Origin of the sequence: Loktanella sp. PT4BL (assembly GCF_003201935.1) — a bacterium.
In the GTDB taxonomy this organism is placed as follows: domain Bacteria; phylum Pseudomonadota; class Alphaproteobacteria; order Rhodobacterales; family Rhodobacteraceae; genus Yoonia.
Window position 1 is genome coordinate 35,436 of the sequence record NZ_QJJL01000003.1, and the last position, 23,328, is coordinate 58,763.

26 protein-coding genes and 1 pseudogene are annotated in these 23,328 nt (G+C 58.5%); 14 read left to right on the forward strand and 13 right to left on the reverse strand.

Annotated features, from left to right (window positions below; translation table 11 throughout):
• Window position 1: 1 nt before the first annotated feature.
• Genes C7964_RS09840 through C7964_RS09850 form a run of 3 tightly spaced genes read right to left on the reverse strand, consistent with a single transcriptional unit; the run spans window position 2 to window position 3,577 of the window.
• A complete protein-coding gene (locus C7964_RS09840; RefSeq protein WP_110279516.1) occupies window positions 2-2,239 on the reverse strand; it encodes a xanthine dehydrogenase family protein molybdopterin-binding subunit in 2,238 nt (745 codons plus the stop codon).
• A 1-nt stretch (window position 2,240) separates the two neighbouring features.
• Window positions 2,241-2,717: a (2Fe-2S)-binding protein gene (locus tag C7964_RS09845; protein ID WP_110279517.1), complete on the reverse strand. Its 477-nt coding sequence runs from the start codon at window positions 2,715-2,717 to the stop codon at window positions 2,241-2,243.
• Complete coding sequence (locus C7964_RS09850; protein ID WP_110279518.1) at window positions 2,714-3,577, reverse strand: FAD binding domain-containing protein; 864 nt, start codon at window positions 3,575-3,577, stop codon at window positions 2,714-2,716. Before C7964_RS09850 ends, C7964_RS09845 begins: the two co-directional genes overlap by 4 nt.
• Before the next feature lie 161 nt (window positions 3,578-3,738).
• Here C7964_RS09850 and pgsA point away from each other — a divergent pair, with 161 nt between their 5' ends.
• The 3 genes from pgsA to C7964_RS09865 are packed head-to-tail and all read left to right on the forward strand — an operon-like array spanning window position 3,739 to window position 5,089.
• Entirely contained in the window at window positions 3,739-4,407 is a 669-nt protein-coding gene (gene pgsA, locus C7964_RS09855; protein ID WP_110279519.1) for a CDP-diacylglycerol--glycerol-3-phosphate 3-phosphatidyltransferase, read from the forward strand.
• Window positions 4,404-4,649 carry a molybdopterin converting factor subunit 1 gene (gene moaD / locus C7964_RS09860; RefSeq protein ID WP_110279520.1) on the forward strand — a complete coding sequence of 82 codons (246 nt, stop codon included), beginning with the start codon at window positions 4,404-4,406 and terminating at the stop codon, window positions 4,647-4,649. The genes pgsA and moaD overlap by 4 nt, the downstream gene beginning before the upstream one ends.
• On the forward strand, window positions 4,649-5,089 hold the full coding sequence (locus tag C7964_RS09865; RefSeq protein WP_110279521.1) for a molybdenum cofactor biosynthesis protein MoaE: 441 nt from the start codon (window positions 4,649-4,651) through the stop codon (window positions 5,087-5,089). Before moaD ends, C7964_RS09865 begins: the two co-directional genes overlap by 1 nt.
• On the opposite strand, the gene C7964_RS09870 is transcribed toward C7964_RS09865, so the two are convergent.
• Entirely contained in the window at window positions 5,076-5,678 is a 603-nt protein-coding gene (locus C7964_RS09870) for a DNA-3-methyladenine glycosylase I (RefSeq protein WP_110279522.1), read from the reverse strand. The genes C7964_RS09865 and C7964_RS09870 overlap by 14 nt on opposite strands.
• A gap of 69 nt (window positions 5,679-5,747) precedes the next feature.
• Here C7964_RS09870 and C7964_RS09875 point away from each other — a divergent pair, with 69 nt between their 5' ends.
• From C7964_RS09875 to phbB, 3 genes are all read left to right on the forward strand, one after another.
• Complete coding sequence (locus tag C7964_RS09875; protein WP_110279523.1) at window positions 5,748-6,554, forward strand: EAL domain-containing protein; 807 nt, start codon at window positions 5,748-5,750, stop codon at window positions 6,552-6,554.
• 149 nt (window positions 6,555-6,703) lie between these two features.
• Window positions 6,704-7,879, forward strand: a complete 1,176-nt coding sequence (locus C7964_RS09880; RefSeq protein WP_110279524.1) for an acetyl-CoA C-acetyltransferase — start codon at window positions 6,704-6,706, stop codon at window positions 7,877-7,879.
• Between the two features lie 79 nt (window positions 7,880-7,958).
• Entirely contained in the window at window positions 7,959-8,684 is a 726-nt protein-coding gene (gene phbB, locus C7964_RS09885; protein WP_110279525.1) for an acetoacetyl-CoA reductase, read from the forward strand.
• A gap of 74 nt (window positions 8,685-8,758) precedes the next feature.
• Here the strand turns inward: phbB and C7964_RS09890 are convergent, their stop codons facing one another.
• The 3 genes from C7964_RS09890 to C7964_RS09900 all read right to left on the reverse strand — a co-directional run bounded on the left by C7964_RS09890 (window position 8,759) and on the right by C7964_RS09900 (window position 10,009).
• Window positions 8,759-8,926 carry a YdcH family protein gene (locus C7964_RS09890; protein ID WP_076659647.1) on the reverse strand — a complete coding sequence of 56 codons (168 nt, stop codon included), beginning with the start codon at window positions 8,924-8,926 and terminating at the stop codon, window positions 8,759-8,761.
• 116 nt (window positions 8,927-9,042) lie between these two features.
• Entirely contained in the window at window positions 9,043-9,804 is a 762-nt protein-coding gene (locus C7964_RS09895) for a tRNA1(Val) (adenine(37)-N6)-methyltransferase (RefSeq protein WP_110279526.1), read from the reverse strand.
• Window positions 9,791-10,009, reverse strand: coding sequence for a putative signal transducing protein (locus C7964_RS09900; RefSeq protein WP_055297113.1), 219 nt, complete (start codon window positions 10,007-10,009; stop codon window positions 9,791-9,793). The genes C7964_RS09895 and C7964_RS09900 overlap by 14 nt, the downstream gene beginning before the upstream one ends.
• Window positions 10,010-10,065: 56 nt before the next feature.
• Here C7964_RS09900 and C7964_RS09905 point away from each other — a divergent pair, with 56 nt between their 5' ends.
• Window positions 10,066-11,064, forward strand: coding sequence for a polyprenyl synthetase family protein (locus tag C7964_RS09905; RefSeq protein ID WP_110280219.1), 999 nt, complete (start codon window positions 10,066-10,068; stop codon window positions 11,062-11,064).
• A 251-nt stretch (window positions 11,065-11,315) separates the two neighbouring features.
• On the opposite strand, the gene C7964_RS09910 is transcribed toward C7964_RS09905, so the two are convergent.
• From C7964_RS09910 to sfsA, 3 genes are all read right to left on the reverse strand, one after another.
• Entirely contained in the window at window positions 11,316-12,359 is a 1,044-nt protein-coding gene (locus tag C7964_RS09910) for a TRAP transporter substrate-binding protein (RefSeq protein ID WP_110279527.1), read from the reverse strand.
• A 124-nt stretch (window positions 12,360-12,483) separates the two neighbouring features.
• Window positions 12,484-13,389: a type I methionyl aminopeptidase gene (map, locus tag C7964_RS09915; protein ID WP_110279528.1), complete on the reverse strand. Its 906-nt coding sequence runs from the start codon at window positions 13,387-13,389 to the stop codon at window positions 12,484-12,486.
• Between the two features lie 21 nt (window positions 13,390-13,410).
• The gene (gene sfsA, locus C7964_RS09920; RefSeq protein ID WP_110279529.1) at window positions 13,411-14,112 is read right to left on the reverse strand and encodes a DNA/RNA nuclease SfsA; all 702 of its coding nucleotides are present in this window, start codon (window positions 14,110-14,112) and stop codon (window positions 13,411-13,413) included.
• 42 nt (window positions 14,113-14,154) lie between these two features.
• On the opposite strand from sfsA, the gene C7964_RS09925 reads away from it, so the two are divergent.
• The 5 genes from C7964_RS09925 to C7964_RS20390 are packed head-to-tail and all read left to right on the forward strand — an operon-like array spanning window position 14,155 to window position 17,235.
• A complete protein-coding gene (locus C7964_RS09925; protein ID WP_110279530.1) occupies window positions 14,155-14,874 on the forward strand; it encodes a competence/damage-inducible protein A in 720 nt (239 codons plus the stop codon).
• Window positions 14,871-15,599, forward strand: a complete 729-nt coding sequence (locus C7964_RS09930; RefSeq protein ID WP_110279531.1) for a GNAT family N-acetyltransferase — start codon at window positions 14,871-14,873, stop codon at window positions 15,597-15,599. Before C7964_RS09925 ends, C7964_RS09930 begins: the two co-directional genes overlap by 4 nt.
• A 4-nt stretch (window positions 15,600-15,603) precedes the next feature.
• The gene (locus C7964_RS09935; RefSeq protein ID WP_286163885.1) at window positions 15,604-16,170 is read left to right on the forward strand and encodes a peroxidase-related enzyme; all 567 of its coding nucleotides are present in this window, start codon (window positions 15,604-15,606) and stop codon (window positions 16,168-16,170) included.
• Window positions 16,167-17,105: an OmpA family protein gene (locus C7964_RS09940; protein WP_110279532.1), complete on the forward strand. Its 939-nt coding sequence runs from the start codon at window positions 16,167-16,169 to the stop codon at window positions 17,103-17,105. The genes C7964_RS09935 and C7964_RS09940 overlap by 4 nt, the downstream gene beginning before the upstream one ends.
• Window positions 17,106-17,130: 25 nt before the next feature.
• Window positions 17,131-17,235 (forward strand): zinc-finger domain-containing protein, encoded by a 105-nt coding sequence (locus C7964_RS20390; RefSeq protein WP_502693568.1) that lies wholly within the window; start codon window positions 17,131-17,133, stop codon window positions 17,233-17,235.
• On the opposite strand, the pseudogene C7964_RS09945 reads toward C7964_RS20390, so the two are convergent.
• From C7964_RS09945 to C7964_RS09955, 3 genes and pseudogenes are all read right to left on the reverse strand, one after another.
• A pseudogene (locus C7964_RS09945) lies at window positions 17,191-17,883 on the reverse strand (GGDEF domain-containing protein); the annotation flags it as partial. The gene C7964_RS20390 and the pseudogene C7964_RS09945 overlap by 45 nt on opposite strands.
• Window positions 17,884-17,998: 115 nt before the next feature.
• Window positions 17,999-18,904 carry a LysR family transcriptional regulator gene (locus C7964_RS09950; RefSeq protein ID WP_110279533.1) on the reverse strand — a complete coding sequence of 302 codons (906 nt, stop codon included), beginning with the start codon at window positions 18,902-18,904 and terminating at the stop codon, window positions 17,999-18,001.
• A gap of 194 nt (window positions 18,905-19,098) precedes the next feature.
• Window positions 19,099-21,123, reverse strand: coding sequence for an NADPH-dependent 2,4-dienoyl-CoA reductase (locus C7964_RS09955; RefSeq protein WP_110280222.1), 2,025 nt, complete (start codon window positions 21,121-21,123; stop codon window positions 19,099-19,101).
• A gap of 154 nt (window positions 21,124-21,277) precedes the next feature.
• Here C7964_RS09955 and C7964_RS09960 point away from each other — a divergent pair, with 154 nt between their 5' ends.
• Together C7964_RS09960 and C7964_RS09965 are read left to right on the forward strand one after the other, a co-directional pair.
• Window positions 21,278-22,261, forward strand: coding sequence for a fatty acid desaturase (locus tag C7964_RS09960; RefSeq protein ID WP_110279534.1), 984 nt, complete (start codon window positions 21,278-21,280; stop codon window positions 22,259-22,261).
• A 91-nt stretch (window positions 22,262-22,352) separates the two neighbouring features.
• On the forward strand, window positions 22,353-23,195 hold the full coding sequence (locus tag C7964_RS09965) for a sugar phosphate isomerase/epimerase family protein (RefSeq protein WP_181417153.1): 843 nt from the start codon (window positions 22,353-22,355) through the stop codon (window positions 23,193-23,195).
• The last annotated feature ends 133 nt before the right edge of the window (window positions 23,196-23,328 follow it).

Below are 23,328 nucleotides of genomic sequence, written 5' to 3' on the forward strand. Positions count from 1 at the left end.
CCTAGCCCGTGATTGCCTTCAACACACGTGGCGGCGACATCGGCAATTCCGTCAACCGCACGTTTGCCGCGCGTGACACAGCGTTCGCGATGGCCGCCAAGGGGGGTACGATCGGCGTCTCGCCCACGCCGCGCACACCGTAGGGATGGCCGGGGTTGGGGATTTCAAGGATTACCGTTTCGATTGGTGGCAGGTCCGAAGCCACGGGAATGCGGTAGTCAAGGAAAGCAGGGTTCTGCAAACGCCCATCCTCGCCATAGATGTATTCCTCGTTCAACGCCCAACCGATCCCTTGCACGGCCCCGCCCTGCATCTGTCCTTCGACGTAATCTGGATGCACCGCTTTGCCGGCATCCTGAAACACCGTGTAGCGCAGGATTTTGACAGCGCCTGTTTCGGGATCGACCTCGGTATCGCAGAGGTGCACACCAAAGCTGACGCCGGCACCATCAGCGTTGACCTCATGGTGGCCTGCAATCGGGCCGCCCGTGTTGCCTGCAATGGCGGCAATCTCGGCCAGTGTCATGGGTGGATGCGTGCCTGCGTTGGGGCCAGCAGGTTTGGCAGCGCCGTCTTCCCAGATCACCGCGTCTTCGTCGATATCCCAGATTTTCGCCACACGGCGGCACATCTCTTTGATCGCGGCGCGCGCGGCTTCAATCGTGGCAAGGCCGACCGCAAAGGTCACGCGGCTGCCGTCGGTGATATCGTTGAAGCCCAAAGACGAGGTGTCAGCGATCACTGTGCGGACCTTGTCATAGGGCACGCCCAGTTCTTCGGCTGCCATCATCGAAATCGACGCGCGCGAGCCGCCGATATCGGGGTTGCCTTCGACCACACCCACGGTGCCGTCGTCATTGATGTTCAGCGACACACAGGTGTTGCCACCAAAGTTGAACCAGAACCCACAGGACAGCCCGCGCCCCTGGTTCGGGCCGAGGGGGGCAGTGTAATGCGGGTGCGCTTTCGCGGCCTCCAGCGTGGCGACCAGCCCGATTTCGTTGAAGGTCGGCCCGTAGGACGACAGCGTGCCCTTTCGTGCCGCATTCATCAGGCGCACATCCAGCGGATCAAGGCCCAGTTCCTGACAAAGCTCGTCCACCACGCTTTCCACCGCATAGATGGCTGTGGGCGCACCGGGGGCGCGGTAGGGGATTTCCTTGGGGCGGTTGGTCATGGCGTTCCAGCCGATCGTTTCGACCGCTTCCAGATCGTAGGCGGCAAAGGCTGCCTGTGCGCCCATTTCAACGGTGAAGTTGGGATAGGCCCCGCCCGAATAACGCAACTCGCCCCGCGCGGCGGTAATGCGGCCGTCTTTGGTCATGCCGATCTTGATATCCATAGACGACGAAATCGTCGGCCCAGTCGCCTTCAGTACTTCATCGCGGGTCATCACGATCTTGACGGGTTTGCCCGACTTGCGTGACAGCGCGAGCGCCACAGGTTCAATGAAGGTCGATGTCTTGCCGCCAAAACCACCGCCGATTTCGGATGCAGTGATGCGCAGCTGGCTTTCTTCCACGCCCAGAACAGCGGCACAATTCGCGCGCACCATGTACTGACCTTGGGTGCAGCACCAGACTTCGCCACGGCCATCATTGCCAAGGCTCGCCATGCAGGCCTGCGGTTCGATATAGCCTTGGTGGGTCGCGGCGGTTTTGAAGCTGCGTTCGATGATCTTGTCCGCCTTGGCAAAGCCCGCGTCCAGATCACCATGCCCGAATTTGCAGTAGGTGGTCACGTTCTGCGACTTACCTGCCGGCACGTTTTCAAGCGCGCGGCCTTCCTGCACCACGGGTGCATCCGGTTTCATCGCGGCGTCCACATCGGTGACATGGGGCAGAACCTCGTATTCCACCTTGATCAGCCGGATCGCCTGTTTTGCAATCGCCTTGCTGGTGGCAGCCACGGCGGCAACCGCGTGCCCATCGTAAAGCGCCTTGTCGCGCGCCAGACAGTTGATTGCCACATCGGCAAAGTCCGCGTCCTCTGGCATCGCAAGGTCAGCACCTGTGACAACGGCCTTCACCCCTGCCAGCGCCTCTGCCTCGGATGTATCAATCGACACGATCCGCGCATGGGCATGCGGGCTGCGCAGAATGCGGCCATGCAACATACCGGGTGCAGAGATATCCGCGCCATAGGCGGCCTTGCCCGTGACCTTGTCGATCCCGTCCGGGCGGGTCACCCGGGTGCCGACAACATTGAACCTGCGCTTTACCTGATCATCGAATGCCATGTTATGCGGCCCTCATTTCTGCAGCGGCCTTCTGGACCGCCTTGATGATTTTGTCATAGCCGGTACAGCGGCAAAGATTGCCCGCCAGCCAATAGCGTACCTCAGTGTCTGTTGGATCGGGGTTCTTTTCCAACAGCGCCTTGGCCGCCACCAGAATACCGGGCGTGCAGATGCCGCACTGCAAGGCGGCTTCTTCGAGAAAGACACGTTGCAAGGGATGCAGGGTATCGCCCTTCGCCATGCCTTCGATGGTTTCAATCTCGGCACCTTCGGTTTCGACGCCCAGCACCAGACAGGAGCAGACCAAACGCCCGTTCATCATGACACTGCAGGCACCGCAATCGCCTGTGCCGCAGCCTTCCTTTGCGCCTGTCAGACCAAGCCGGTCGCGCAGCACATCCAAAAGGCTTTCATCGGTGTGGCAGAGGAATTCTGTCTCGTCACCGTTGATGGTTGTTGCAACGGGTATCGTCTTCATAGCTGACCTCCTGCGCGCCCATAGGCGATAAGGGCTGCGCGTTTCGCGAGAACCCCTGCTGTTTTCGTGCGGAATTCGATGGTTCCGCGTTTGTCTGTGATCGGCGAACAGGCCGCTTCAACCGCGTGCACCATTGCAGCGATGGCTGCGTCATCCAGCTTTGAGCCGACAAGCGCCGCCCCTGCGTCTTTCACCAAGCGCACCGTCGGGGCCACTGCACCAACCGCGACGCGCGCGGATGTGACTGTGCCATCCTCATCGAGCGCAAGGCTCACAGCCGCCGATGACACCGCGATGTCCATTTCGGTGCGGGGAATAAAGCGCAAATAGGCGTCACCTGCATGCGCAGGGCGGGCAGGCAGATAGATCGAAGTGATGAATTCCCCTTTGCTCAGGGAATTCTTGCCGGGGCCTGTCGGGATATCCACAACAGGCACATCGCGGACCCCGTCAGGGCCGTGCACCCGAGCCACCGCTTCTGCTGTGACCATCGCGGGCACCGCATCGCCCGCAGGCGAGCCAGTGCAAAGGTTGCCTGCCATCGTCGCACGGCTTTGGACCTGGGAAGAGCCGATCAACTCGACCCCTTCCACCACGCCGGGCCACATTGCCTTTACCGCGTCATGTTCACCCAGTTCGGCGCCTGACACCGCAGCCCCAATGCGAAATCCACCGTCTTCAGCGACGATTTCACGCATGCCGGGCAGGTGCTTGAGGTCGACCATCAGATCAGGCTCGACCATCTCTGCCTTCAACTGCACAAGCACATCGGTGCCGCCCGCCAAAATGCGGGAAATGCCGGTTTCGTCACGCAATAGGGTTGCAGCCGCCTCAAAACTCTCGGGCTTAACGTATCTCATTGGGTATCCCCATATATCGGTAGGATTTGCGGCGCACGCGCACCGCGTCAGACGCATTGTGTCTTGAACGTCCCAGAGGGTCAAATCCATTCCCGCCGGATTGGGCCAGATTCTCGACACGCCTACTGGTATCGGACGCCGCGCCGCGCTACCACTCATCTATGACATTGAACCTGCCAAATATCCTCACGATCCTGCGACTGGCCGCAGCGCCCGGTGTTGTGGTGATGTTTCTTTATTTCGCGCGGCCTTGGGCGGATTGGTTCGCGCTCGTGCTGTTTATCGTCGCGGCGTTGACCGATTTTCTCGACGGCTATCTGGCGCGTGCCTGGAAGCAGGAGAGCAAGCTTGGCGCGATGCTGGACCCGATTGCCGACAAGGCGATGGTGATCATTGCGCTGGTCGTGATCACGGGCTTTTCCGGCATGAACCCGTGGATTTTGCTGCCTGCCACGGTGATCATTTTTCGCGAGGTGTTTGTCTCTGGCCTGCGCGAGTTTTTGGGCGATACCGCTGGTACGCTGAAAGTCACGAACCTTGCGAAATGGAAAACAACCGCCCAGATGGTCGCAATTTCCATGCTTTTCGCGACTGGCGCGTTTGAGCATTATTTTGCGATGCAATCGCTCGCGATGACACAAGAGATGGTCGAGGACGCGATCTTTGGCAATGGCCCCGATGAGTTGGGTCTGTGGTGGAAATACCAAGGCATGATCATTAGCTGGTGGGGCGGTATCGTAATGCTCTGGGCCGCCGCGGTTTTGACACTGGTGACAGGCTGGGATTACTTCAACAAATCGCGGCCTTTTTTGCGGGATGGTGAAATATGAATGTAGTCTATTTTGCATGGGTGCGTGAACGCATCGGTCTGCCGCAAGAAACGGTAGAAACAGGTGCTGCAACGGTCAAAGACCTGATTGCCGAACTGAGCGCGCGCGAAGAGCGCTATGCCGCTGCCTTTGCCGATATCAGCGCACTGCGCGTCGCACTTGATCAGGAACTCTCGGATTTCGACGCGCCCCTTGATGGTGTCCGCGAGGTTGCCTTCTTCCCTCCGATGACGGGCGGCTGATGACGGTTCGTGTGCAGGCAGAACCTTTTGACGCGGGCGCAGAGCTGAATGCCTTTGCGCAAGGGCGCACCGATATTGGCGCTGTTGTCAGCTTTACCGGCGTTGTCCGCGACACCCAAGGCGACCTGCAAGAAATGCTGATCGAACACTACCCCGGCATGACGACACGCGCGATTGCTACGATCGCGGATGAGGCTGTCGCGCGCTGGGCGCTGGCGGATGTGTTGGTGATCCACCGCTATGGGCCGCTCAAACCCGGTGAACCGATTATGATGGTGGCCACCGCGTCCGCCCATCGCGCTGCGGCCTTTGAGGCGGCAGACTTTCTGATGGATTACCTGAAATCCCGCGCGCCGTTCTGGAAGAAAGAAGTGACCGCGCAGGGCGCCTCATGGGTTGATGCCAAAGACGCTGACGAGGACGCGCTTAGACGCTGGTAGGCCAGACATCGGCCGGATCGCGCGCCATTGCCGCACAAGGGGCGTGGCGCGGACAGGTAGTCAGGTGATTGTTGATCAGCCCTGTTGCTTCCATGAAAGCATAGACAATTGTCGGGCCGCAAAACCGGAAGCCCGCCTTTTTCAAATCCTTTGAAATCTGTGTCGAGAGCGGCGATTGCGTCGGCATATCTGCACGGTCTGAAATGGTGGTGCGCAGCGGCACCCCGTCCACATAGTCCCACAAGAACCGGTCAAAGCCTTGTCGTGCTTCGATCTCTTGCCATGCGCGGGCATTGCCGATGGTTGCTTCGATCTTGCCACGATGGCGGATGATACCGGCGTCACCCAGCAGGCGGGCCACATCGGCCTCGCCCCATTCGGCGATCACATCAGGCTCAAACCCCGCAAAGGCGCCCCGAAAGTTTTCACGCTTCTTCAGGATCGTGATCCACGACAGCCCTGCCTGAAACCCGTCAAGGATCAGCTTTTCCCAAAGTGTGCGGCTGTCATACTCGGGCACGCCCCATTCGGTGTCATGGTAATCAATGTAAATCTGCTCGGGTCCGGCCCAGCCGCAACGCTCATTCATTTGGGTTCCCTTAACCGGTTGTTAGCCCAAACTGGGGCATCTTGCGCAAGTTTAGTATGGAGTGCGCAGATGCAAAACACCACGCTCAGCCTTGCGCAGGTTGATAAGCAAGTGCTGGATGATCCATTCGGATACGCAATGGCAAGCCGTGATGCAGATGTGCTGTATCTGGTGCGCGATGCACTGACTGCGGGGCGTGGGCAATTGGCGTTCCAGCCTGTTGTGACATCCGACGCGCAGCACCAAGTCGCCTTCTATGAGGGCCTGATGCGTTTGTCCGATGAAAGCGGGCGGGTGCTGCCTGCGGCCCACTTTATGCCGCAGGTCGAAGACACGGATCTGGGCCGTCAGATTGATTGTCTGTCGCTGGAACTGGCGCTGCGCAAACTGCGTCAGAACCCGGACCTGCGCCTGTCGGTCAACCTTTCGGCGCGTTCCATTGGCGATGGTGAATGGCGGCGCACCTTGGATCGCGGGCTTCTGGACCGCAACAATCTGGGGGACCGATTGATCTTTGAGATCAGCGAAACCTCGGCCATGTTGCTGCATGAAAACGTGATCCGCTTTATGGCCGAAATGCAACCAAAGGGTGTTGGCTTTGCTTTGGATGGCTTCGGTGCGGGCCTTATCGCGTTTCGACATCTGAAATCCTTTTTCTTCGATCTGGTGAAGATCGACAAAAGCTTTATCCGTGGCATTGAGCGTGATTCCGACAATCAGGTTTTGGCAGAGGCGCTGATTACAGTCGCGCATCAGTTCGAAATGTTTGCCGTTGCCGACGGGGTGGAAACGGCTGCAGAGGCTGAATTTCTAGAAGGCCTCGGTGTGGATTGCTTGCAAGGGTATTACTTTGGCGTGCCAAAACCCGCGCTCTAGCAGAAATCTACCAAGTATCCGGATGCTTTGATTTGCTTTTCAGCACAATTGCGCATACCCAAAGAGGCAATGGGCTAAGGTGTTTGGCTTGCACCTGTCGGGTGGAACTGGCACCTTTTTGCTGGACCAAAACCTGAAGGGAACCATCCATGACGAACGTCGTTATCGCATCCGCAGCACGCACCGCCGTTGGCAGTTTCGGCGGATCATTCGCAAACACACCCGCACATGATCTGGGGGCCACCGTTCTGGAAGCCGTCGTCGCGCGTGCCGGTATCGATAAATCTGAAGTCAGCGAAACGATCCTCGGCCAGGTTCTGACAGCCGCCCAAGGGCAGAACCCCGCGCGTCAGGCACATATCAATGCGGGTCTGCCGAAAGAATCCGCTGCTTGGGGCATCAACCAGGTGTGCGGGTCCGGTCTGCGCGCGGTTGCGCTGGGCGCACAGCATATCCAGCTGGGTGATGCGTCTATTGTCGCCGCCGGTGGACAGGAAAACATGTCACTTTCGACACATGCCGCGAACCTGCGCGCCGGTCACAAAATGGGCGATATGACCTATATCGACACCATGATCCGTGACGGTCTGTGGGACGCGTTCAACAACTACCACATGGGTCAAACAGCCGAAAACGTGGCCGAGAAATACCAGATCACACGCGAGATGCAGGACGCATTCGCTGTCGCATCGCAGAACAAGGCGGAAGCGGCCCAGAAGGAAGGCCGCTTTGACGATGAAATCACAGCCTTCACTGTGAAAACCCGCAAGGGCGATATTGTCGTTGATAAAGACGAATACATCCGTCACGGCGCAACCATCGAAGCTATGCAAAAACTGCGCCCTGCTTTTACCAAGGACGGATCTGTGACGGCGGCGAACGCCTCGGGGCTGAACGATGGTGCCGCGGCGACCTTGCTGATGTCTGCGGATGAGGCCGAAAAGCGTGGCATCGAACCGCTCGCGCGCATTGTCTCTTACGCCACAGCCGGGCTTGACCCGACCATCATGGGTGTCGGACCGATCTATGCATCGCAAAAAGCACTGGCGAAGGCCGGTTGGAGCGTTGACGATCTCGATCTTGTCGAAGCGAACGAAGCTTTCGCTGCCCAGGCATGTGCCGTCAACAAAGAGATGGGCTGGGATCCGGCGATCGTGAACGTGAACGGCGGGGCCATCGCAATCGGTCACCCGATCGGCGCCTCTGGCTGCCGCGTTTTGAATACATTGCTGTTCGAAATGAAACGCCGTGGTGCGAAGAAAGGCCTGGCTACGCTGTGTATCGGCGGCGGAATGGGCGTTGCAATGTGCGTTGAGCGTCCGTGATTTTTGAGAAATAATGTTGCGCCCAAGGTGGCGCAGCGATAACAAGATTACCTAACCAAAGCTCTGGGAGGAGAAATTTATGTCCCGTGTTGCACTTGTAACAGGCGGCTCGCGCGGTATCGGCGCAGCTATTTCGAAAGCATTGAAAGATGCAGGCTATCAGGTTGCCGCGACTTACGCGGGCAACGATGAAAAGGCTGCTGCCTTTACGGCTGAAACCGGCATCAAGACCTACAAATGGGATGTCGCGAATTACGAGGCCTGTCAGGCAGGCGTCGCCCAGGTCGAAGCTGATCTTGGTCCGGTTGAGATTTTGGTGAACAACGCGGGCATCACCCGTGACGCGCCTTTCCACAAGATGACACCGCAGCAGTGGCATGAATGCATCGACACCAACCTGAACGGCGTGTTCAACATGACGCACAATGTCTGGGGCGGTATGCGCGAGCGCAAGTTCGGCCGCATCGTGACCATCTCTTCGATCAATGGTCAGAAAGGCCAGTTTGCGCAGGCAAACTATGCCGCGACCAAGGCAGGCGACATCGGTTTCACCAAATCATTGGCCCAAGAGGGCGCGCGCGCCGGCATCACGGTGAATATCGTGGCACCCGGTTATATTAACACCGAAATGATGAGCACGATCCCCGAGAAAGTGATGAACGAAGTCATTCTGCCGCAGATCCCTGTTGGCCGCCTTGGTGAGGCCTCGGAAATTGCGCGCGCGGTCTGCTTCCTTGTGTCTGATGATGCGGGTTTCGTGACCGGCTCAACCCTGTCGGCCAACGGTGGCCAGTATATGGCCTAAGCGCTGGCACATCCTGAAAATCACAAAGGCCACGTCAACGGGACGTGGCCTTTTCTTTTCGGCGTTAGAAATCGCTAGTGCGCGCTGAGGCGCGAAATTTCTTCCTTGAGAATCAATTTCTGTTTCTTGAGTTTTGCAATTTCGATGTCATCGGCAGATGGGCTTCGCTGCATTGCCTCGACATGCTCCGAGAGGTTTTTATGCTTCTTCTTCAGTTCCTGTACATGCGAACTCAAGCTCATAGTCGATCTCCTCTAGGTTTGGGTATTCCGATTGCAGCACATTCGATGTCGTCTGTCACGCTGCAAGGCAGAAACTGGGCGTCTTTCCACCGTGGCAGCCGTGTGTTGCGAATTCGTTAATGCCAAATGGGTAAATCCGCGCCGTTCCGCAAAACGCGCCCGACCTCTCGGGTATAGCTTTCCTGATCGCCCTGATGCACCTCGCCTGCATGCATGACCAGCGTCGGCGCCATGCGAAACGGCGTTTTCCCTTCTTGTCGCGCTTGCAACAGGAAGAGTTCTGGCGCGCGGTGCGCGCGTCCTGCAATGGGCCGCACGATGATGGCACCGAGCCGCCCCGCAAGCGAATCGAGGACCTCCGGCAGCCGTTCCATACGTTGGATCAGCGTCAAGTATCCGCGCGGCCCGACCCGTCTTGCCCCGACGTCCAGCCAAGTCTGCAACGGCGTGTCACCTGCAAAGGCTATATCCTTGCCTGTGTCATCCGATGCCGTGCTTGCAGTGCGATCAAAATAGGGCGGGTTCATGATGACATGATCAAACCGCTTTTGCCGCAGGTCCGCTGGTAACGTGCGCAAGTCAGCGCTCACCACCGTCAGCGGCAGCGCGTTTTCTTCAGCATTGCGCTGGGCGAGTGCGGCATATTCCGGCTGCACTTCAACTCCCGTTATCTGCAAATCAGGTACGCGGGCGGCCAGACAAAGCGACGCGGTTCCAACACCGCACCCCAGTTCCAGTACTGACTGCCCCGATTTCGCCGCAACCGAAGCCGCCAAAATGACCGGATCAACGCCCGCGCGATATCCGCGTTTGGGCTGCCAGATTGCGATTTTGCCACCCAGAAAATCGTCTTTGGTCAGGTCCTCAGTCGCGCCCAAGGTCGATCTCTCCGTCGCGCATCACCGCCTCGGCCATGAACAAATCGCGGTCCAGCACCATCAGGCGGCGCGGCATTATGCCAATGCTGCCTTCAAGGACGCTCATATTTACGTCGAAGGTGAACCAGTCTATACCCTCGCTGTCCAGAAGGGCGGTTGCAAATGCGATGACGGTCGGGTCATTGGTGCGTAGAAGCTCTTTCATAACCAAAGACCTAAGGCGCGGTGCAGCCGTTGTCTATTCACATGACGGAAATTGCGATGAGCCTTGATACCGCTGCCACCAAACCGCACGAACAACTCGCCGAGGCGCTGGCCGATGATCTGACGGCTGTGAATGCGCTGATCCGCGAGCGTATGGCGTCGGAACATGCCCCGCGTATCCCCGAAGTGACCGCGCATCTGGTTGAGGCAGGTGGCAAGCGTTTGCGTCCGATGCTTACACTCGCCGCGGCGCGGATGTGTGGCTATACGGGGCCTTACCATATCCATCTGGCGGCCACGGTTGAGTTTATTCACACGGCGACTTTGCTGCATGATGACGTTGTTGATGAAAGCAAGCAACGGCGGGGCCGCCCCACGGCAAACCTGTTGTGGGACAATACATCAAGCGTACTTGTCGGCGATTATCTCTTTGCGCGGTCGTTCCAGTTGATGGTTGAAACAGGATCGCTGCGCGTGCTGGATATTCTGGCGAATGCGTCCGCTACGATCGCCGAAGGCGAGGTGCTGCAACTGACCGCCGCCAGTGATCTGGCAACAACCGAAGCGATCTATCTGCAGGTCGTGCGCGGGAAAACCGCTGCGCTCTTTTCTGCCGCGATGGAAGTCGGCGGCGAGATCGCGGGGCAAGACGCTGCGACCAAACAGGCGCTCTTTGATTATGGCGATGCGCTGGGTATTTCCTTCCAGATCGTCGACGATCTTCTCGACTATGGCGGCACCAAAGCCATTGGCAAGAACGTGGGCGATGATTTCCGCGAGCGCAAGCTTACCCTGCCCGTGATTCGCGCCATCGCCGCCGCTGATGCGGAAGAACGCGCCTTTTGGGAACGGACAATCGGAAAGGGCAGACAGGAAGCAGGCGATCTTGATCAGGCGATTGCCCTGCTTGCAAAGCACGGCACGATGGAAGCCACGCGACAGGATGCGCTGGCATGGGCCGAGAAGGCGAAAACGGCGCTGGATGCAGTGCCAGACCATCCCCTGAAAAAGATGCTGGTTGATCTGGCGGACTACGTCGTCGCGCGGATCACCTGAGCTCTGCCATAAAGCCCGAAGGCGTGCCCTATCCAGATAATCAGGCCACGACGATCTGGTGGCGTCCCCCAAAGTGGTTGTCTATCGCGGTCGATGTGGGCGGAGCGCCAGTGTCGTCATCATAAATCAAAAGCCAAGGTCGATAAATCAACCTTGGCAGAACTGACAGCGCGGCCCTTGCGCAACGCAATCAGCATATATGCGAGCAACCCTTTTCGATCTTTGGCGAAAGGGTTGCTAAGGGGGAGCAGTTACTCTGCCGCGCGGTTGGCTGCGACAGCCGCTTGCGCGCTGGCAACCAAGGCGGCACCGTCATAGCCTTTCGCGTCCATCTCGGCGATCCAGGTTGCCGTCACTTCCGCGCCCAGCGCTTTGATCCGGTCTGTCTCGACCTCGGACAGTTGCGCAATCTCGTTGCCATCAGCGGCCATCACATCACGGCCGACGACATCTCCGGTATCATGCGCGCGGCCTGCCCAGCGGCTTGCCATCATGCCGGAATTGGCATCAATGATCGCGCGCAGATCGTCGGGCATCCCTTCATAGACATCCTTGTTCATCGCCCAGATGAAATAGAGGTTATACAGCGCCTGATCACCTGCCACATCCGTATGGCTGTCGGTCAACTCGTCCAGCTTCAGCGACGGCGACATTTCCCACGTAATCACACCGCCATCGACAACGCCGCGCGACAATGCTTCGGGAAATTGCGGTACAGGCATGCCAATGGGGGTTGCGCCAAGCTCTTCGAGCAGAAGTGTTGCAGCGCGCGACGGTCCACGCAGTTTCAACCCTTCAAAATCCTCGACCGTTTCGACGGGCGCACCACGTTTGTGCACAATACCGGGGCCATGCATGTGTGCGGCAATCAGATGCACATCGGCGAAGTCATCCATCAGGTATTCCTGCGTGAACTCCCACGCTGCGGCACTTGCCTCTTCGCCAGACTTGCTTGTCATGAAGGGCAGTTCCATCGCCTCGGCTTCGGGAAAACGGTTCGGCTGATAGCCGGGAATGACCCAGCCACCATCAATCGCGCCATCGCGGATCAGGTCGTACTGGCTTGGTGCAGACCCGCCGAGTTGCATGAAGGGGTAGAGTTCTACCTTGATGCGGCCATTTGACTGTTCCTCGATCGCGTCGGCCCAGGGCTGCATGAAATAGGTGGGGTTCGCACTGGCGGGCGAGACAAAGTGCTGAAAGCGCAGCGTCACCTCTTGTGCGATTGCGGATGTTGCAGACAGGCCAAGTGCGGCCATCAAAGCGGCAGATTTCATCAGGTGCATAGCGTGCATCCTTTTCATCAGGTTTTCAGGGGAAAGGTGTCACCGCTAGCGACACGAGGGATATAGGGCCACCGCGCCCCAGTTGCAAGTTATTCGCAAGAGGGGAAATCACCGATTGTTTTCCCCTCTGGTATTATCCGCCGTAGGTCGGGTGAAACCTGCCGCTTGGTGAGCGCGTGAAAATCTCGCACCCGTCTGCGGTGATGCCGATTGAATGCTCGAATTGCGCGGACAGCGATCTGTCATAGGTGACAGCAGTCCAGTCATCGGCCAGCACCTTGGTATCTGGACGCCCCAGATTGATCATCGGCTCGATGGTAAAGAACATCCCTTCCTCAAGCACAGCACCGGTGCCTTCGCGCCCGTAGTGCAGCACATTGGGCGGTGCATGGAATACACGGCCCAGCCCGTGCCCGCAGAAATCGCGGACCACGGACATGCGGTGGCTTTCTGCATAAAGCTGGATCGCGTGGCCGATATCGCCAAAGGTATTGCCAGGCTTCGCGGCCTCGATCCCTTTCATCAGGGCGTCGTGGGTAACCTCAATCAAGCGTTCGGCCTTCTTGGAAGGCGTGCCAGCCACATACATGCGGCTGGTGTCGCCATACCAACCATCCACTATGACGGTGACGTCGATATTCAGGATATCCCCGTCCTTGAGCGCATCATCATCGCGCCGCTTTTCGTGGTTGCGCGACACAGTCTCACTGGCGGATTTCGGAATCGGCGCGCCGGGAATGCCGTGGCAGACCACATGGTTGACGGAAATGCAGCTTGCGTGCTGATAGCCTTTGTAGCCGATCGTCGCCGAGACTGCGCCCGCCTCATCCACCCATTGGGTGATCAAACGATCCAGTTCACCGGTGGTTTGGCCCACGGTCACATAGGGCGCAATGTCGTCCAAAAGTTTGGCCGCCAGTGCCCCCGCTTTTGCCATGCCGGCAAAGTCGTCGGGCTGATACAGGCGAATGCCGTCTTTGGTCAGATGCGTTTTGTTCGTTTCCACGGGTCGCGTTCCTTTGTGTCTTATGCCGCACATAGGCGAATTTTCGACGAAGTTCTAGGGCCGGAACGGGATTGGATCGCCCAGCGTGATCCCCGTGGGGTCAATTCTGCATGCATGCGCCAACACGATAACACCGGCGTCCGCCGCGTGATCGAATGCGGCCTTGTAAGCCGGATCAATGTCACCCGCCAAAGTGACCGCCGTACAATCCGTGCGCTGCACCAGATAGAACATCACCGCACGATGCCCCTGCCGCACCATCTGCGCCAGTTCCGCCAGATGCTTGGCCCCGCGCGCCGTCACGCTATCGGGAAACTCTGCCAAGCCTGACTGGCGGGACAAGGTCACGCTCTTGACCTCGACATATGTATCTGGCCCGTCACCGCTCAGCAGAAAATCAATCCGGCTGTTTTCACCATACTTCACCTCGGGCCGCACCAGATCATAAGGCGGCAGACCCGGCACCTCATGCGCCATCAAAGCCGCCTTGAGCGCGCGGTTCGGCACCGAGGTATCAACACCGGTAAAATGCCCGTTGTCATGTTCAACCAGACGCCAGCCGAATTTCAGCTTTTTCCTGGGATCGTCATTCGGCTCAAGCCAGACCTTCATGCCCGGTTCGGCCAGCCCCATCATTGATCCGGGATTGGCGCAATGCGCGGTGACTTCGCGCCCGTCTTCCAGCCGTACATCGGCCAGAAACCGTTTGTAGCGTTTGATCAGGCGGGCAGGGACAAGAGGCGTGGCAAATTCCATACGCGCCCTATAACAACTCTGACAAGACAGGAGAACCACCAGATGCCAAACCCCACCGCTGCCATGCTTGTGATCGGCGATGAAATTCTTTCGGGGCGCACCCGCGATGCGAACATGCACTATCTTGCGGGGCAATTGACCGAGCGGGGCATCGACCTCAAAGAGGTGCGGGTGGTAAGTGACGATAAGGATGCGATTATCGCAGCGGTTAAGGCGTTGTCAGAAAATTACGCCCATGTCTTCACCAGTGGTGGCATCGGGCCGACCCATGATGACATCACCGCCGATTGTATCGCCGCTGCCTTTGGTGCGCATATCGACGTGCGTGCCGATGCGCGCGCGCTGTTGCAGGCGCATTACGACCGTTCCGGACAGGAATTGAACGCGGCACGTCTGCGCATGGCACGCATTCCAGACGGGGCGACGCTCATCGACAATCCGGTTAGCACGGCGCCGGGGTTCAGCCTCGGGAATGTCCATGTCATGGCGGGGGTTCCTTCGGTGTTCAAAGCCATGGTCGCGAGCATCCTGCCGACACTGACAGGCGGCGCGCCGCTGTTGTCGCGTACACTGCAACTCTTCAAGGGTGAGGGCGATCTGGCGGGACCATTGGGCGCGTTTGCGCAAGATTACCCCGATCTGAGCGTCGGGTCTTACCCTTTCCAGAAAGATGGGGTTTACGGGTCGAACATCGTGGTGCGCGGCAGTGACGCCGTTGCGCTCGATCTGGCGATGAAAGCACTTGAGGCGAAATTTGCATGACGACACTTCCGTCGCTTGAAACACTCTATTCCGTGATCGAAGGCACATGGCCGCCCGCCGAAAGCCGCGAGGTGGGTCCTTGGAAAATACGGCTTGATAAGAGCGGCAGCAGCCGCGTCAGTGCGGCAACAGCGCAGGGGCCTGTCACCGACACCGACATTCCGTTGGCTGAAGCCGCGATGCGCGGGGCAGGGCAAACGCCGCTCTTCATGGTGCGGGCGGGCGAGGGCGACTTGGACGACATGCTGGCCGCACGCGGTTATGTGATTAAAGACGTCACCAACCTTTACGCAGCACCTGTCGCGACCGTCGCAACCGAACGTCCGCCGCCCGTTACCAGCTTTGAGGTCTGGCCGCCGCTGGCCGCACAAGAAGAAATCTGGGCCGCGGGCGGGATCGGCCAAGGGCGTTTGGCGATCATGGCACGCGCCGTGGGACCAAAGACAACCTTGCTGGGGCGATTGGATGACCAGCCTGCAGGCACGGTTTATGTGGGCATCGCCGCCCGATGCGCCATGATCCATGCGCTGGAGATTGCGACTGCCCATCGCCGTCAGGGGCTTGCGCAATACCTGACGCGTGCGGCAGCCTGTTGGGCGCAGGACAATGGCGCGGATTACCTGACGCTGGTGACAACGCAGGTGAACGATGCGGCCAACGCGCTCTACACTTCCCTCGGCATGACGCATGTGGGACAGTACCACTATCGACGATGCCCGGAGTGAACCTTTGACTAACCAACCCACCGCCCTTGATTTGCCCATGGCCGACCCGTTGCCGGAGGCCACGCAGAAGTACTTTGATATCTGTCGCGAAAAGCTTGGGATGGTGCCCAATGTGCTGCAGGCCTATGCCTTTGACATCGACAAGCTGAACGCCTTTACGGCGCTTTATAATGACATCATGCTGTCCGCCTCTGGCCTGTCCAAACTCGAGCGCGAAATGATCGCGGTCGCGGTGTCGTCCATTAACAAATGCTACTACTGCCTGACTGCCCATGGTGCCGCCGTGCGGCAGTTGTCGGGTGATCCGCAACTTGGCGAGATGCTGGTGATGAACTGGCGCGTCGCCCCTCTGGATGCGCGCCAGAAGGCGATGCTCGAGTTTGCGGAGCTGATGACCGTGGCGAGCGCCAAGATCGAAGAGAAAGACCGTGACGCATTGCGCAGGGTCGGATTTTCTGACCGTGACATCTGGGATATTGCCGCGACGGCTGGCTTTTATAACATGAGCAACCGCATCGCTTCGGCCACCGATATGCGGCCCAATGACGAATATCACGCGCAAGCCCGATGATCCGCATAATTGCCGCATGTTTGGGCATTGCTGCGGGCATGGCGCAGGGCCAAACGCTCGATTTTCCAAGCAACGCGAGCTTGCAGGAAGAGGTGATCCGCCCTGCCGATAGTTACCTTTTGCCGCTGGGCATTTGGGATCAGGGCGCGATGCCTGCGCAAACTGTCGAAGGCCGCGTGATCCAGCAAGCCTGGCGGATCGCGGCGCCTGCGCTCACGACATTACAACTGGTGCGCCCGTTGCGCGAACAGTTGCGCAACGACCGCTATCAGATCATCTTTGAGTGCCAGACCGAGGCCTGTGGCGGCTTTGATTTCCGTTTTGCGGTCGAAACGCTGCCACCGCCGGACATGAGGATCAACATTGGTGATTTCCGGTTTCTTGCGGCTGAACGGGTCGGACAGGATGGGCCCGAGTATCTGACTTTGTTCATCAGCCGAACAGCGGAAGCAGGCTTTGTCCAAATCACGCATGTCGGTCCTGAAAGTGAGACCGCACCGCCGATTGCGCAGGCTGCTGCGTCACCCTTGCGTGCATTTGGCGCGGTATCCGACGCCACACTGTCCGAGCAACTTGATCAGGCCGGGCGCGCGGTCCTTGCCGATCTGAACTTTGAGACGGGTTCTGCCCAGCTTGCCCAAGGGGATTACCCGTCGTTGCGCGCTTTGGCAGATTATCTTGCAGATAGGCCGTCGCGGACGGTTGCACTGGTGGGACATACGGATTCATCGGGGGCACTCGACACAAATATCGCCTTGTCCAAACGTCGCGCAGCCTCTGTTTTGGAACGGCTTGTCAGCGACTATGGTGCAGACCGTGCACAGCTTGAGGCCGAGGGCATGGGCTATCTTTCGCCGCTTGCCTCAAATCTGACCGAAGCGGGCCGGACCGCCAATCGCCGCGTCGAAGTGATCGTGACATCTACTGAGGAATGATTGTCTTGGGGTCCTGACCCTAGGCATGTGCCCGGAGTGCTTTCTTCTGCAACGACGGCGTCCAGTTTACAAAAAGCGCCCGACCGTTTTGTTTTGCATAGTAAAGTGCGGCATCCGCCCGCCCAAGTAAGGTATCAATTGGGATCGCCGGTTGCGCCATTACCGCACCGATCGAGAGCGTCACTGTCAGTTCGCCATGGGCCTCGGTCATAACTTTGATCGGTTGCGTCAGGCGCGTGCCGATAGACTGCGCAGTTTCCGGGGCTGCGTCCCTGAGATAGATCGCAAATTCCTCGCCTCCAAGGCGGCCCAACACATCATCCTGACGGATATTTTCACGCAGCTTGGCGGCGATGGCCTGCAAACATTTGTCCCCGGCTTGGTGCCCGTAGGTGTCATTGATGGCTTTGAACCTGTCGGCATCCAGCATCATAAGGACACCGGTGTTTTCGCGGGTCCGTGCCTTTGCGGCCAGATCAAAAAATGTGTTGCGGTTGTTCAGTCCGGTCAGCCCGTCCATGCGTGACAGATGCCATAGCTTTCGCTGCAGGCGTAACTGGAACATCGTGATGATAAAGAAGAACGTGATAATCGGGCCACCGACCACGATTGAATGAGCAAGGTAGAACCACAAAGAGTAGTATGCGCCACCACCAAAGAACGTTGCGAAAGCGATATTCGCAACTGTGACAAACCCCAGCCACACCCCAAGGCGCACGATAAAACCAAGCGTGCTTTGCGGTGCCAGTAAGCGCATGATCTGGTCCATCAGATTCATTCTCCGTCGTCCTTAGGACACCGGATAGGGCACATGCGTTACGATTGGTTTAAGACGAAAAAAAGCGCGACCAACAACACGGTCGCGCAAGTCTTTGAATAGACACCTTGGGAAACTACCAGATCTCGGGGCCCTTGTCGGCAAAGGCGTGGGCCAGAAAATCTATGAATGCGCGCACCTTGGGCTGCGTAAAGCGACCTGGTGGATACACCGCATAGATGCCTTGTGTCTCAACCGGCAAATCGGGAATCGCGACTTCGACCAACCCTTTACTCATTGCATCCGCATAAAGAAAACTTGGCAAATAAGCAATTCCAAGCCCGCCGATACAGGCGTTCAAGAGCGATTGACCATCATTCACGGTCAGCCAGCCCGCCGTGCGCACCTGCCGTTTTTCGCCCGACGGTGCGGTTAATTTCCAGACCGCGGAGTTCGCTTGGTTTGAATAATGCAGCAGCTTGTGCTCGTTCAGGTCGTCAATCTTTTCGGGGCGGCCATATTGCTTGAAATAAGCAGGGCTCGCGATCATGCGCTTTGTTGTTTCGGTCAGCTTACGGGCGCGCAGGGTGCTGTCTTCCAGCTCGCCAATGCGGACAGCCATATCAAAGCCTTCGGAAATCAATTCAACATAGCGGTTGTTCAACGCCATGTTCACAGTGATGTCGGGGAACTCGGACAGGAATTCGCCCAGAACAGGCGACAGGTGGTTCACCCCGAAATCTGTCGCCACGCTGATACGCAGCAGGCCGGAAGGCGCGGATTGCATCGAAGTGACCAAAGCATCGGCTTCGCCTGCGTCATTCAGAACACGGCGGGCGCGGTCGTAATAGGCAAGCCCGATCTCGGTCGGGCTGACGCGGCGGGTGGTGCGGTTCAGCAAACGTGCCCCCAGACGGGCCTCAAGCGATGAGACGTGTTTGGAGACCGCAGATTTGGAAATTCCCATTTTCTTGGCAGCGTCCGTAAAGCCGCCCTGATCCACAACTGTGGCGAAGGCCTCCATTTCGGTTAGACGATCCATGAAACTTCCTGACGCTGCTATTTGATACCGTTCCGCCCAACGTGGCAGTGAAATCGGGCAGGATTAGGACAAATGCCTGACAATACGGGGGTATGAATCCGCTTTGGTGACAACGCGGAAACAGCGGTTTTCAGCGAAATACCCTGTAAATTATGGGATCAGACGTGTCGTCACCCATGCCTTGCGTGGTCCGGTCATAACCCGGCAGCAAGGCGTGTGCCTTGATTGATCGCGCGTTTAGCGTCCAGTTCCGCCGCCACATCTGCCCCGCCGATCACGTGAACGCGGCGCCCTTTGGCGACCAATGCATCGGCGAGACTGCGCTGCGGCACTTGGCCCGCGCAGAGGACAATTGTCTCGGCTGGGATGATTCTGGGGTTTTCGCGCGCTTCACCTGTGCTGATATGCAGGCCGTCCGCGTCAATCCTTTCGTAGTTCACGCCACCAATCATCTGCACATTCTTCATTTGAAGCCCCGCACGATGGATCCAGCCCGTGGTCTTGCCCAGCCGCTTGCCCAGTTTCTCGGCCTTGCGTTGCAAGAGCGTGACCTGCCGCACCGGTGCCTCGGGCTGAGGACCCTCCGCGCGCAATCCACCACGTGTCTGCGCAGGATCACCCACACCCCATTCCTGCAGCCATTCATCCAGGTCTTCGGTCGGGCTGTCCCCTGTCACCAGAAATTCAGCCACATCAAAACCGATGCCGCCGGCCCCGACAATCGCAACGGTCTTGCCGACCTGCGCCTTGCCGCGCAGCACGTCGATATAGGACAGCACGTTCGGCCCGTCCTGACCGGGGATTTCAGGGTCGCGCGGGGCGACACCTGTGGCGATGATGATTTCATCGAATTCCGCAAGGTCGTCGGGTGTCGCCGTTTTGCCCAAGCGCTGTGTAATCCCGGCCTTCGCCACCATCGTGCGATAGTAGTCGACCAGCCCCCAGAATTCCTCTTTGCCCGGCACCTGTTTGGCCATGTTCAACTGGCCGCCAATTTCGTCGGAGGCGTCAAAGATAGTCACATGATGCCCGCGTTCTGCGGCAGTGAGCGCGGCCGAAAGCCCTGCCGGACCTGCGCCGACGACGGCGATGTTTCTGGGCGTTTCTGCTGGCGTGATCGTCAACTCTGTTTCGTGACAGGCGCGCGGATTGACGAGACAGGACGACAGTTTGCCGCTGAAGGTATGGTCCAGACAGGCCTGATTGCAGGCAATACAGGGTGCAATTTCCGCAGCCTTGCCTGCCGCCGCCTTTGCCACGAAATACGCGTCCGCAAGGAAAGGGCGCGCCATGCTGACCATATCGGCACAGCCGTCCGCCAGTACGGCCTCACCCACTTCGGGCATATTGATGCGGTTTGACGTGATGATGGGGATATTGACCTCGCCCATCAGCTTTTTGGTGACCCACGTGAAGGCGCGGCGCGGCACTGATGTTGCAATGGTCGGAATGCGCGCCTCATGCCAGCCGATGCCGGTGTTCAGGATCGTGGCGCCTGCGGCTTCAACCGCTTTGGCAAGCTGGACGACCTCTTCCCAAGTTGATCCGTTAGGCACCAGATCGATCATCGACAAACGGTAGATCACGATGAAATCAGCGCCCACCGCTTCGCGGACACGGCGCACGATCTCGACCGGCAGGCGCATGCGGTTTTCATATGATCCGCCCCAGCGGTCGGTGCGCTTGTTGGTGTGGGTCACAAGGAACTGATTGATGAAATACCCCTCAGAGCCCATGACCTCGACACCGTCATAGCCTGCTTCGCGCGCGCGGGCGGCGGCGGTTACGATATCTGCGATCTGTTTTTCGATCCCGTCTTCATCCAGTTCTGTGGGCGGAAACGGCGAAATCGGTGATTTCACGGCCGAGGGGGCCACGCATTTTGGCGAATAGGCGTAACGCCCTGCATGAAGGATCTGCATGGCGATCTTGCCACCTGCATCATGGACGCGGTCGGTCACGATGCGGTGGTTGATGATATCCTCGGGCGTAAAGAGGCCCGCAGCCCCCGGAAACACGCCACCCTCTTCGTTCGGGGCCATGCCGCCCGTGACCATCAACGCCACTTCGCCCCGCGCGCGCTCGGCATAGAATTCGGCCACACGGTTCCAGTCTTTCGTTTCCTCAAGCCCTGTGTGCATCGAGCCCATGAGCACGCGATTCTTGAGCGTCGTGAACCCCAGATCGAGGGGGGACAAAAGATGGGGATATTGGGTCATGAAAGTGCCTCCGCTTTGGGCGATCATGGCGAAAGTCGTGGCGGTCGTCACCCTCAACGTGGCGTAAAATGGATCACTTACAGCAAGACCGGAAAGGTTTTGCGCTTCGCGCCCATTCCGCTACTCTGTGCCTGAATGACGAAAGGGGTTTACGATGGAAGCCAGCTTTTCCCGCCGGAAACTGTTGACGCCAGACGAACTGCGGCAATTGTCCGAACGGTCCGACCTTCAAGGCGGGTTGCAAATGGCAAGCCACGTCGGGGCCATCGTGGTTGTCGCGCTGCTGCATGCGCAGGCGATGGGCACCGCATGGGTTTGGGTGACGGGGTTTGCTTTGGGTGTTCTGTTGAATTTCCTCTATGCCGCCCAGCACGAACTGTCCCATGCCACCGTGTTCAAGACCCGCAAACTGAATGAGGTCTTTGGCCGCATCATCGGCTTTGTACAGTTGTTCCCCCGCGACTTTGACCAGATCATGCATTTTGCCCATCACCAACACACCCAGGACTGGGAGCGTGACGGCGAACTGGTGCGCGAACCCTACACGCTGACCACATATCTGCTTTGGCTCAGCGGTATCACCTACTGGCGCAACCGTGTCTTTGGCATCGTGCGCCGCGCGCGCGGGATCATTATTGAACCCTATATCCGCGCCGAGGAAGAGGCCAAAGTGATCCGTGAAAGCCGCCTGCATCTGGCAGGTTACGGTCTCATCGCGCTCGCTTCTGTTGCTGTGGGGTCTTGGGCCGCGCTGACCTTCTGGATTATCCCGATGGTGCTGACCAAGCCCGTTCACCAGTTGCAGAACACCATCGAACATCTGGGGCTGAGCCATGAGCCCGACATCATGGAAAACACCCGCTCGACCCGCGCAAATGCGCTGCAACGCTGGCTGTGCTGGCAGATGCCCTATCATACGGCACACCATACCTTTCCCGTCGTCCCCTTCTGGAAGCTGCGGACATTGAACGACCGGATCGAGGAAAAGGCAGGCGAGGTCCACCGGATGGGCTGGCTGGAATTCCAGATCGAGGTGATCGGCAAACTGATGGCCAAAGACGAAAGCCAGTATCCGATGGATGAAGTCTGGATCATCCCGCGAAGCGGTGGCCGCGTGACGCGGATGCCAGCGGAATGAGGCGGCGTGACGCAGCCCCGGGTTTGACCCGGCGGCTCTTGGCTGAGGTCGCGATAGGGGTCCCGGATCGGGTCCGGGACTGCGTGGCGATATGCGGCAACTGAAGGTTTACACCTCGCTTTGGGCGATGCAGCCGCACGACCAGAGCGGCGTAAAGCTGCCTTATGATCAGGTGTGCGAAATGGTGGCCGTAGCCGGATTTGACGGTATGGCGATTGATCTGGGGGCCTCCGACGTGGCCGTGGCCCATGCCGTACGTCCGCATATGGACGCGAACGGCCTGACCCCGCTGATCGTGGCATTTCCCAAGACGATTGAAAGCCTTGAAGACACGCTGCATATGGCCGCTGATTTCGGCGCGCCCTTTGTTGACGTGATCGGACAGGTGATGCCCATCGCCCTCGACGATATGGTGCCAGTGATCGAGACATGGATGGGCATGGCCGACCGGATCGGGGTGCCCGTGCAGTTCGAGACGCATCGCAACTGCATCACCAACGACCTTTATACAACGCTGCAGCTGCTTGACCGTATCCCCGATATGAGGATTTGCGCGGACCTGTCGCATTACGTGGTGGATCGCGAATTCTGGTTTCCTCTGTCCGATCACGATCTTGGCCTGATGAGCCGCATCCTGAAAAGGTCAGACAGCTTCCAAGGTCGCGTGGCCTCGCGCCAGCAGATCCAGTTGCAACTGGATTTCCCGCAGCATCAGAAGTGGGTGGAACTTTTCAAAGGCTGGTGGCGCGAGGGCCTTGCCGACTGGCGCGTGCGCAACGCGTCGGGCGACTGCATCTTTGTCTGCGAACTGGGACCACCGGAATACGCGATGACCGGACCGGACGGCCGAGAGATGTCGAACCGCTGGGAAGAGGCGCAGGTGATTATGGCCTGGGTGCGCGAGATCTGGGATGAACTGGGCGGGGACGGCTAGGGAACGGGCGTGACAGAGAACATGACGCCAATATGCCCATCAGTACCCGGACAAACAGCCTTATCCAGTTTCGCACGTGTAGACATTGGGGGTCTGCGCATCTAGAGGCAGACGTGCTGTCATTTCTAAGGAT

Bases quoted from the DNA above. Each gene is read 5' to 3' on its own strand.
- C7964_RS09845 (WP_110279517.1), bottom strand. From the start codon at position 2,717: ATGAAGACGATACCCGTTGCAACAACCATCAACGGTGACGAGACAGAA.
- C7964_RS09900 (WP_055297113.1), bottom strand. From the start codon at position 10,009: ATGAAAGAGCTTCTACGCACCAATGACCCGACCGTCATCGCATTTGCA.
- C7964_RS09890 (WP_076659647.1), bottom strand. From the start codon at position 8,926: ATGAGCTTGAGTTCGCATGTACAGGAACTGAAGAAGAAGCATAAAAAC.
- C7964_RS09840 (WP_110279516.1), bottom strand. From the start codon at position 2,239: ATGGCATTCGATGATCAGGTAAAGCGCAGGTTCAATGTTGTCGGCACC.
- C7964_RS09940 (WP_110279532.1), top strand. From the start codon at position 16,167: ATGATCCGCATAATTGCCGCATGTTTGGGCATTGCTGCGGGCATGGCG.
- C7964_RS09905 (WP_110280219.1), top strand. From the start codon at position 10,066: ATGAGCCTTGATACCGCTGCCACCAAACCGCACGAACAACTCGCCGAG.
- C7964_RS09865 (WP_110279521.1), top strand. From the start codon at position 4,649: ATGACGGTTCGTGTGCAGGCAGAACCTTTTGACGCGGGCGCAGAGCTG.
- map (WP_110279528.1), bottom strand. From the start codon at position 13,389: ATGTGCGGCATAAGACACAAAGGAACGCGACCCGTGGAAACGAACAAA.
- pgsA (WP_110279519.1), top strand. From the start codon at position 3,739: ATGACATTGAACCTGCCAAATATCCTCACGATCCTGCGACTGGCCGCA.
- C7964_RS09955 (WP_110280222.1), bottom strand. From the start codon at position 21,123: ATGACCCAATATCCCCATCTTTTGTCCCCCCTCGATCTGGGGTTCACG.
- C7964_RS09965 (WP_181417153.1), top strand. From the start codon at position 22,353: ATGCGGCAACTGAAGGTTTACACCTCGCTTTGGGCGATGCAGCCGCAC.
- C7964_RS09925 (WP_110279530.1), top strand. From the start codon at position 14,155: ATGCCAAACCCCACCGCTGCCATGCTTGTGATCGGCGATGAAATTCTT.
- C7964_RS09910 (WP_110279527.1), bottom strand. From the start codon at position 12,359: ATGCACGCTATGCACCTGATGAAATCTGCCGCTTTGATGGCCGCACTT.
- C7964_RS09870 (WP_110279522.1), bottom strand. From the start codon at position 5,678: ATGAATGAGCGTTGCGGCTGGGCCGGACCCGAGCAGATTTACATTGAT.
- moaD (WP_110279520.1), top strand. From the start codon at position 4,404: ATGAATGTAGTCTATTTTGCATGGGTGCGTGAACGCATCGGTCTGCCG.
- C7964_RS09880 (WP_110279524.1), top strand. From the start codon at position 6,704: ATGACGAACGTCGTTATCGCATCCGCAGCACGCACCGCCGTTGGCAGT.
- sfsA (WP_110279529.1), bottom strand. From the start codon at position 14,112: ATGGAATTTGCCACGCCTCTTGTCCCTGCCCGCCTGATCAAACGCTAC.
- C7964_RS09850 (WP_110279518.1), bottom strand. From the start codon at position 3,577: ATGAGATACGTTAAGCCCGAGAGTTTTGAGGCGGCTGCAACCCTATTG.
- phbB (WP_110279525.1), top strand. From the start codon at position 7,959: ATGTCCCGTGTTGCACTTGTAACAGGCGGCTCGCGCGGTATCGGCGCA.
- C7964_RS20390 (WP_502693568.1), top strand. From the start codon at position 17,131: ATGTGCCCGGAGTGCTTTCTTCTGCAACGACGGCGTCCAGTTTACAAA.
- C7964_RS09875 (WP_110279523.1), top strand. From the start codon at position 5,748: ATGCAAAACACCACGCTCAGCCTTGCGCAGGTTGATAAGCAAGTGCTG.
- C7964_RS09930 (WP_110279531.1), top strand. From the start codon at position 14,871: ATGACGACACTTCCGTCGCTTGAAACACTCTATTCCGTGATCGAAGGC.
- C7964_RS09950 (WP_110279533.1), bottom strand. From the start codon at position 18,904: ATGGATCGTCTAACCGAAATGGAGGCCTTCGCCACAGTTGTGGATCAG.
- C7964_RS09960 (WP_110279534.1), top strand. From the start codon at position 21,278: ATGGAAGCCAGCTTTTCCCGCCGGAAACTGTTGACGCCAGACGAACTG.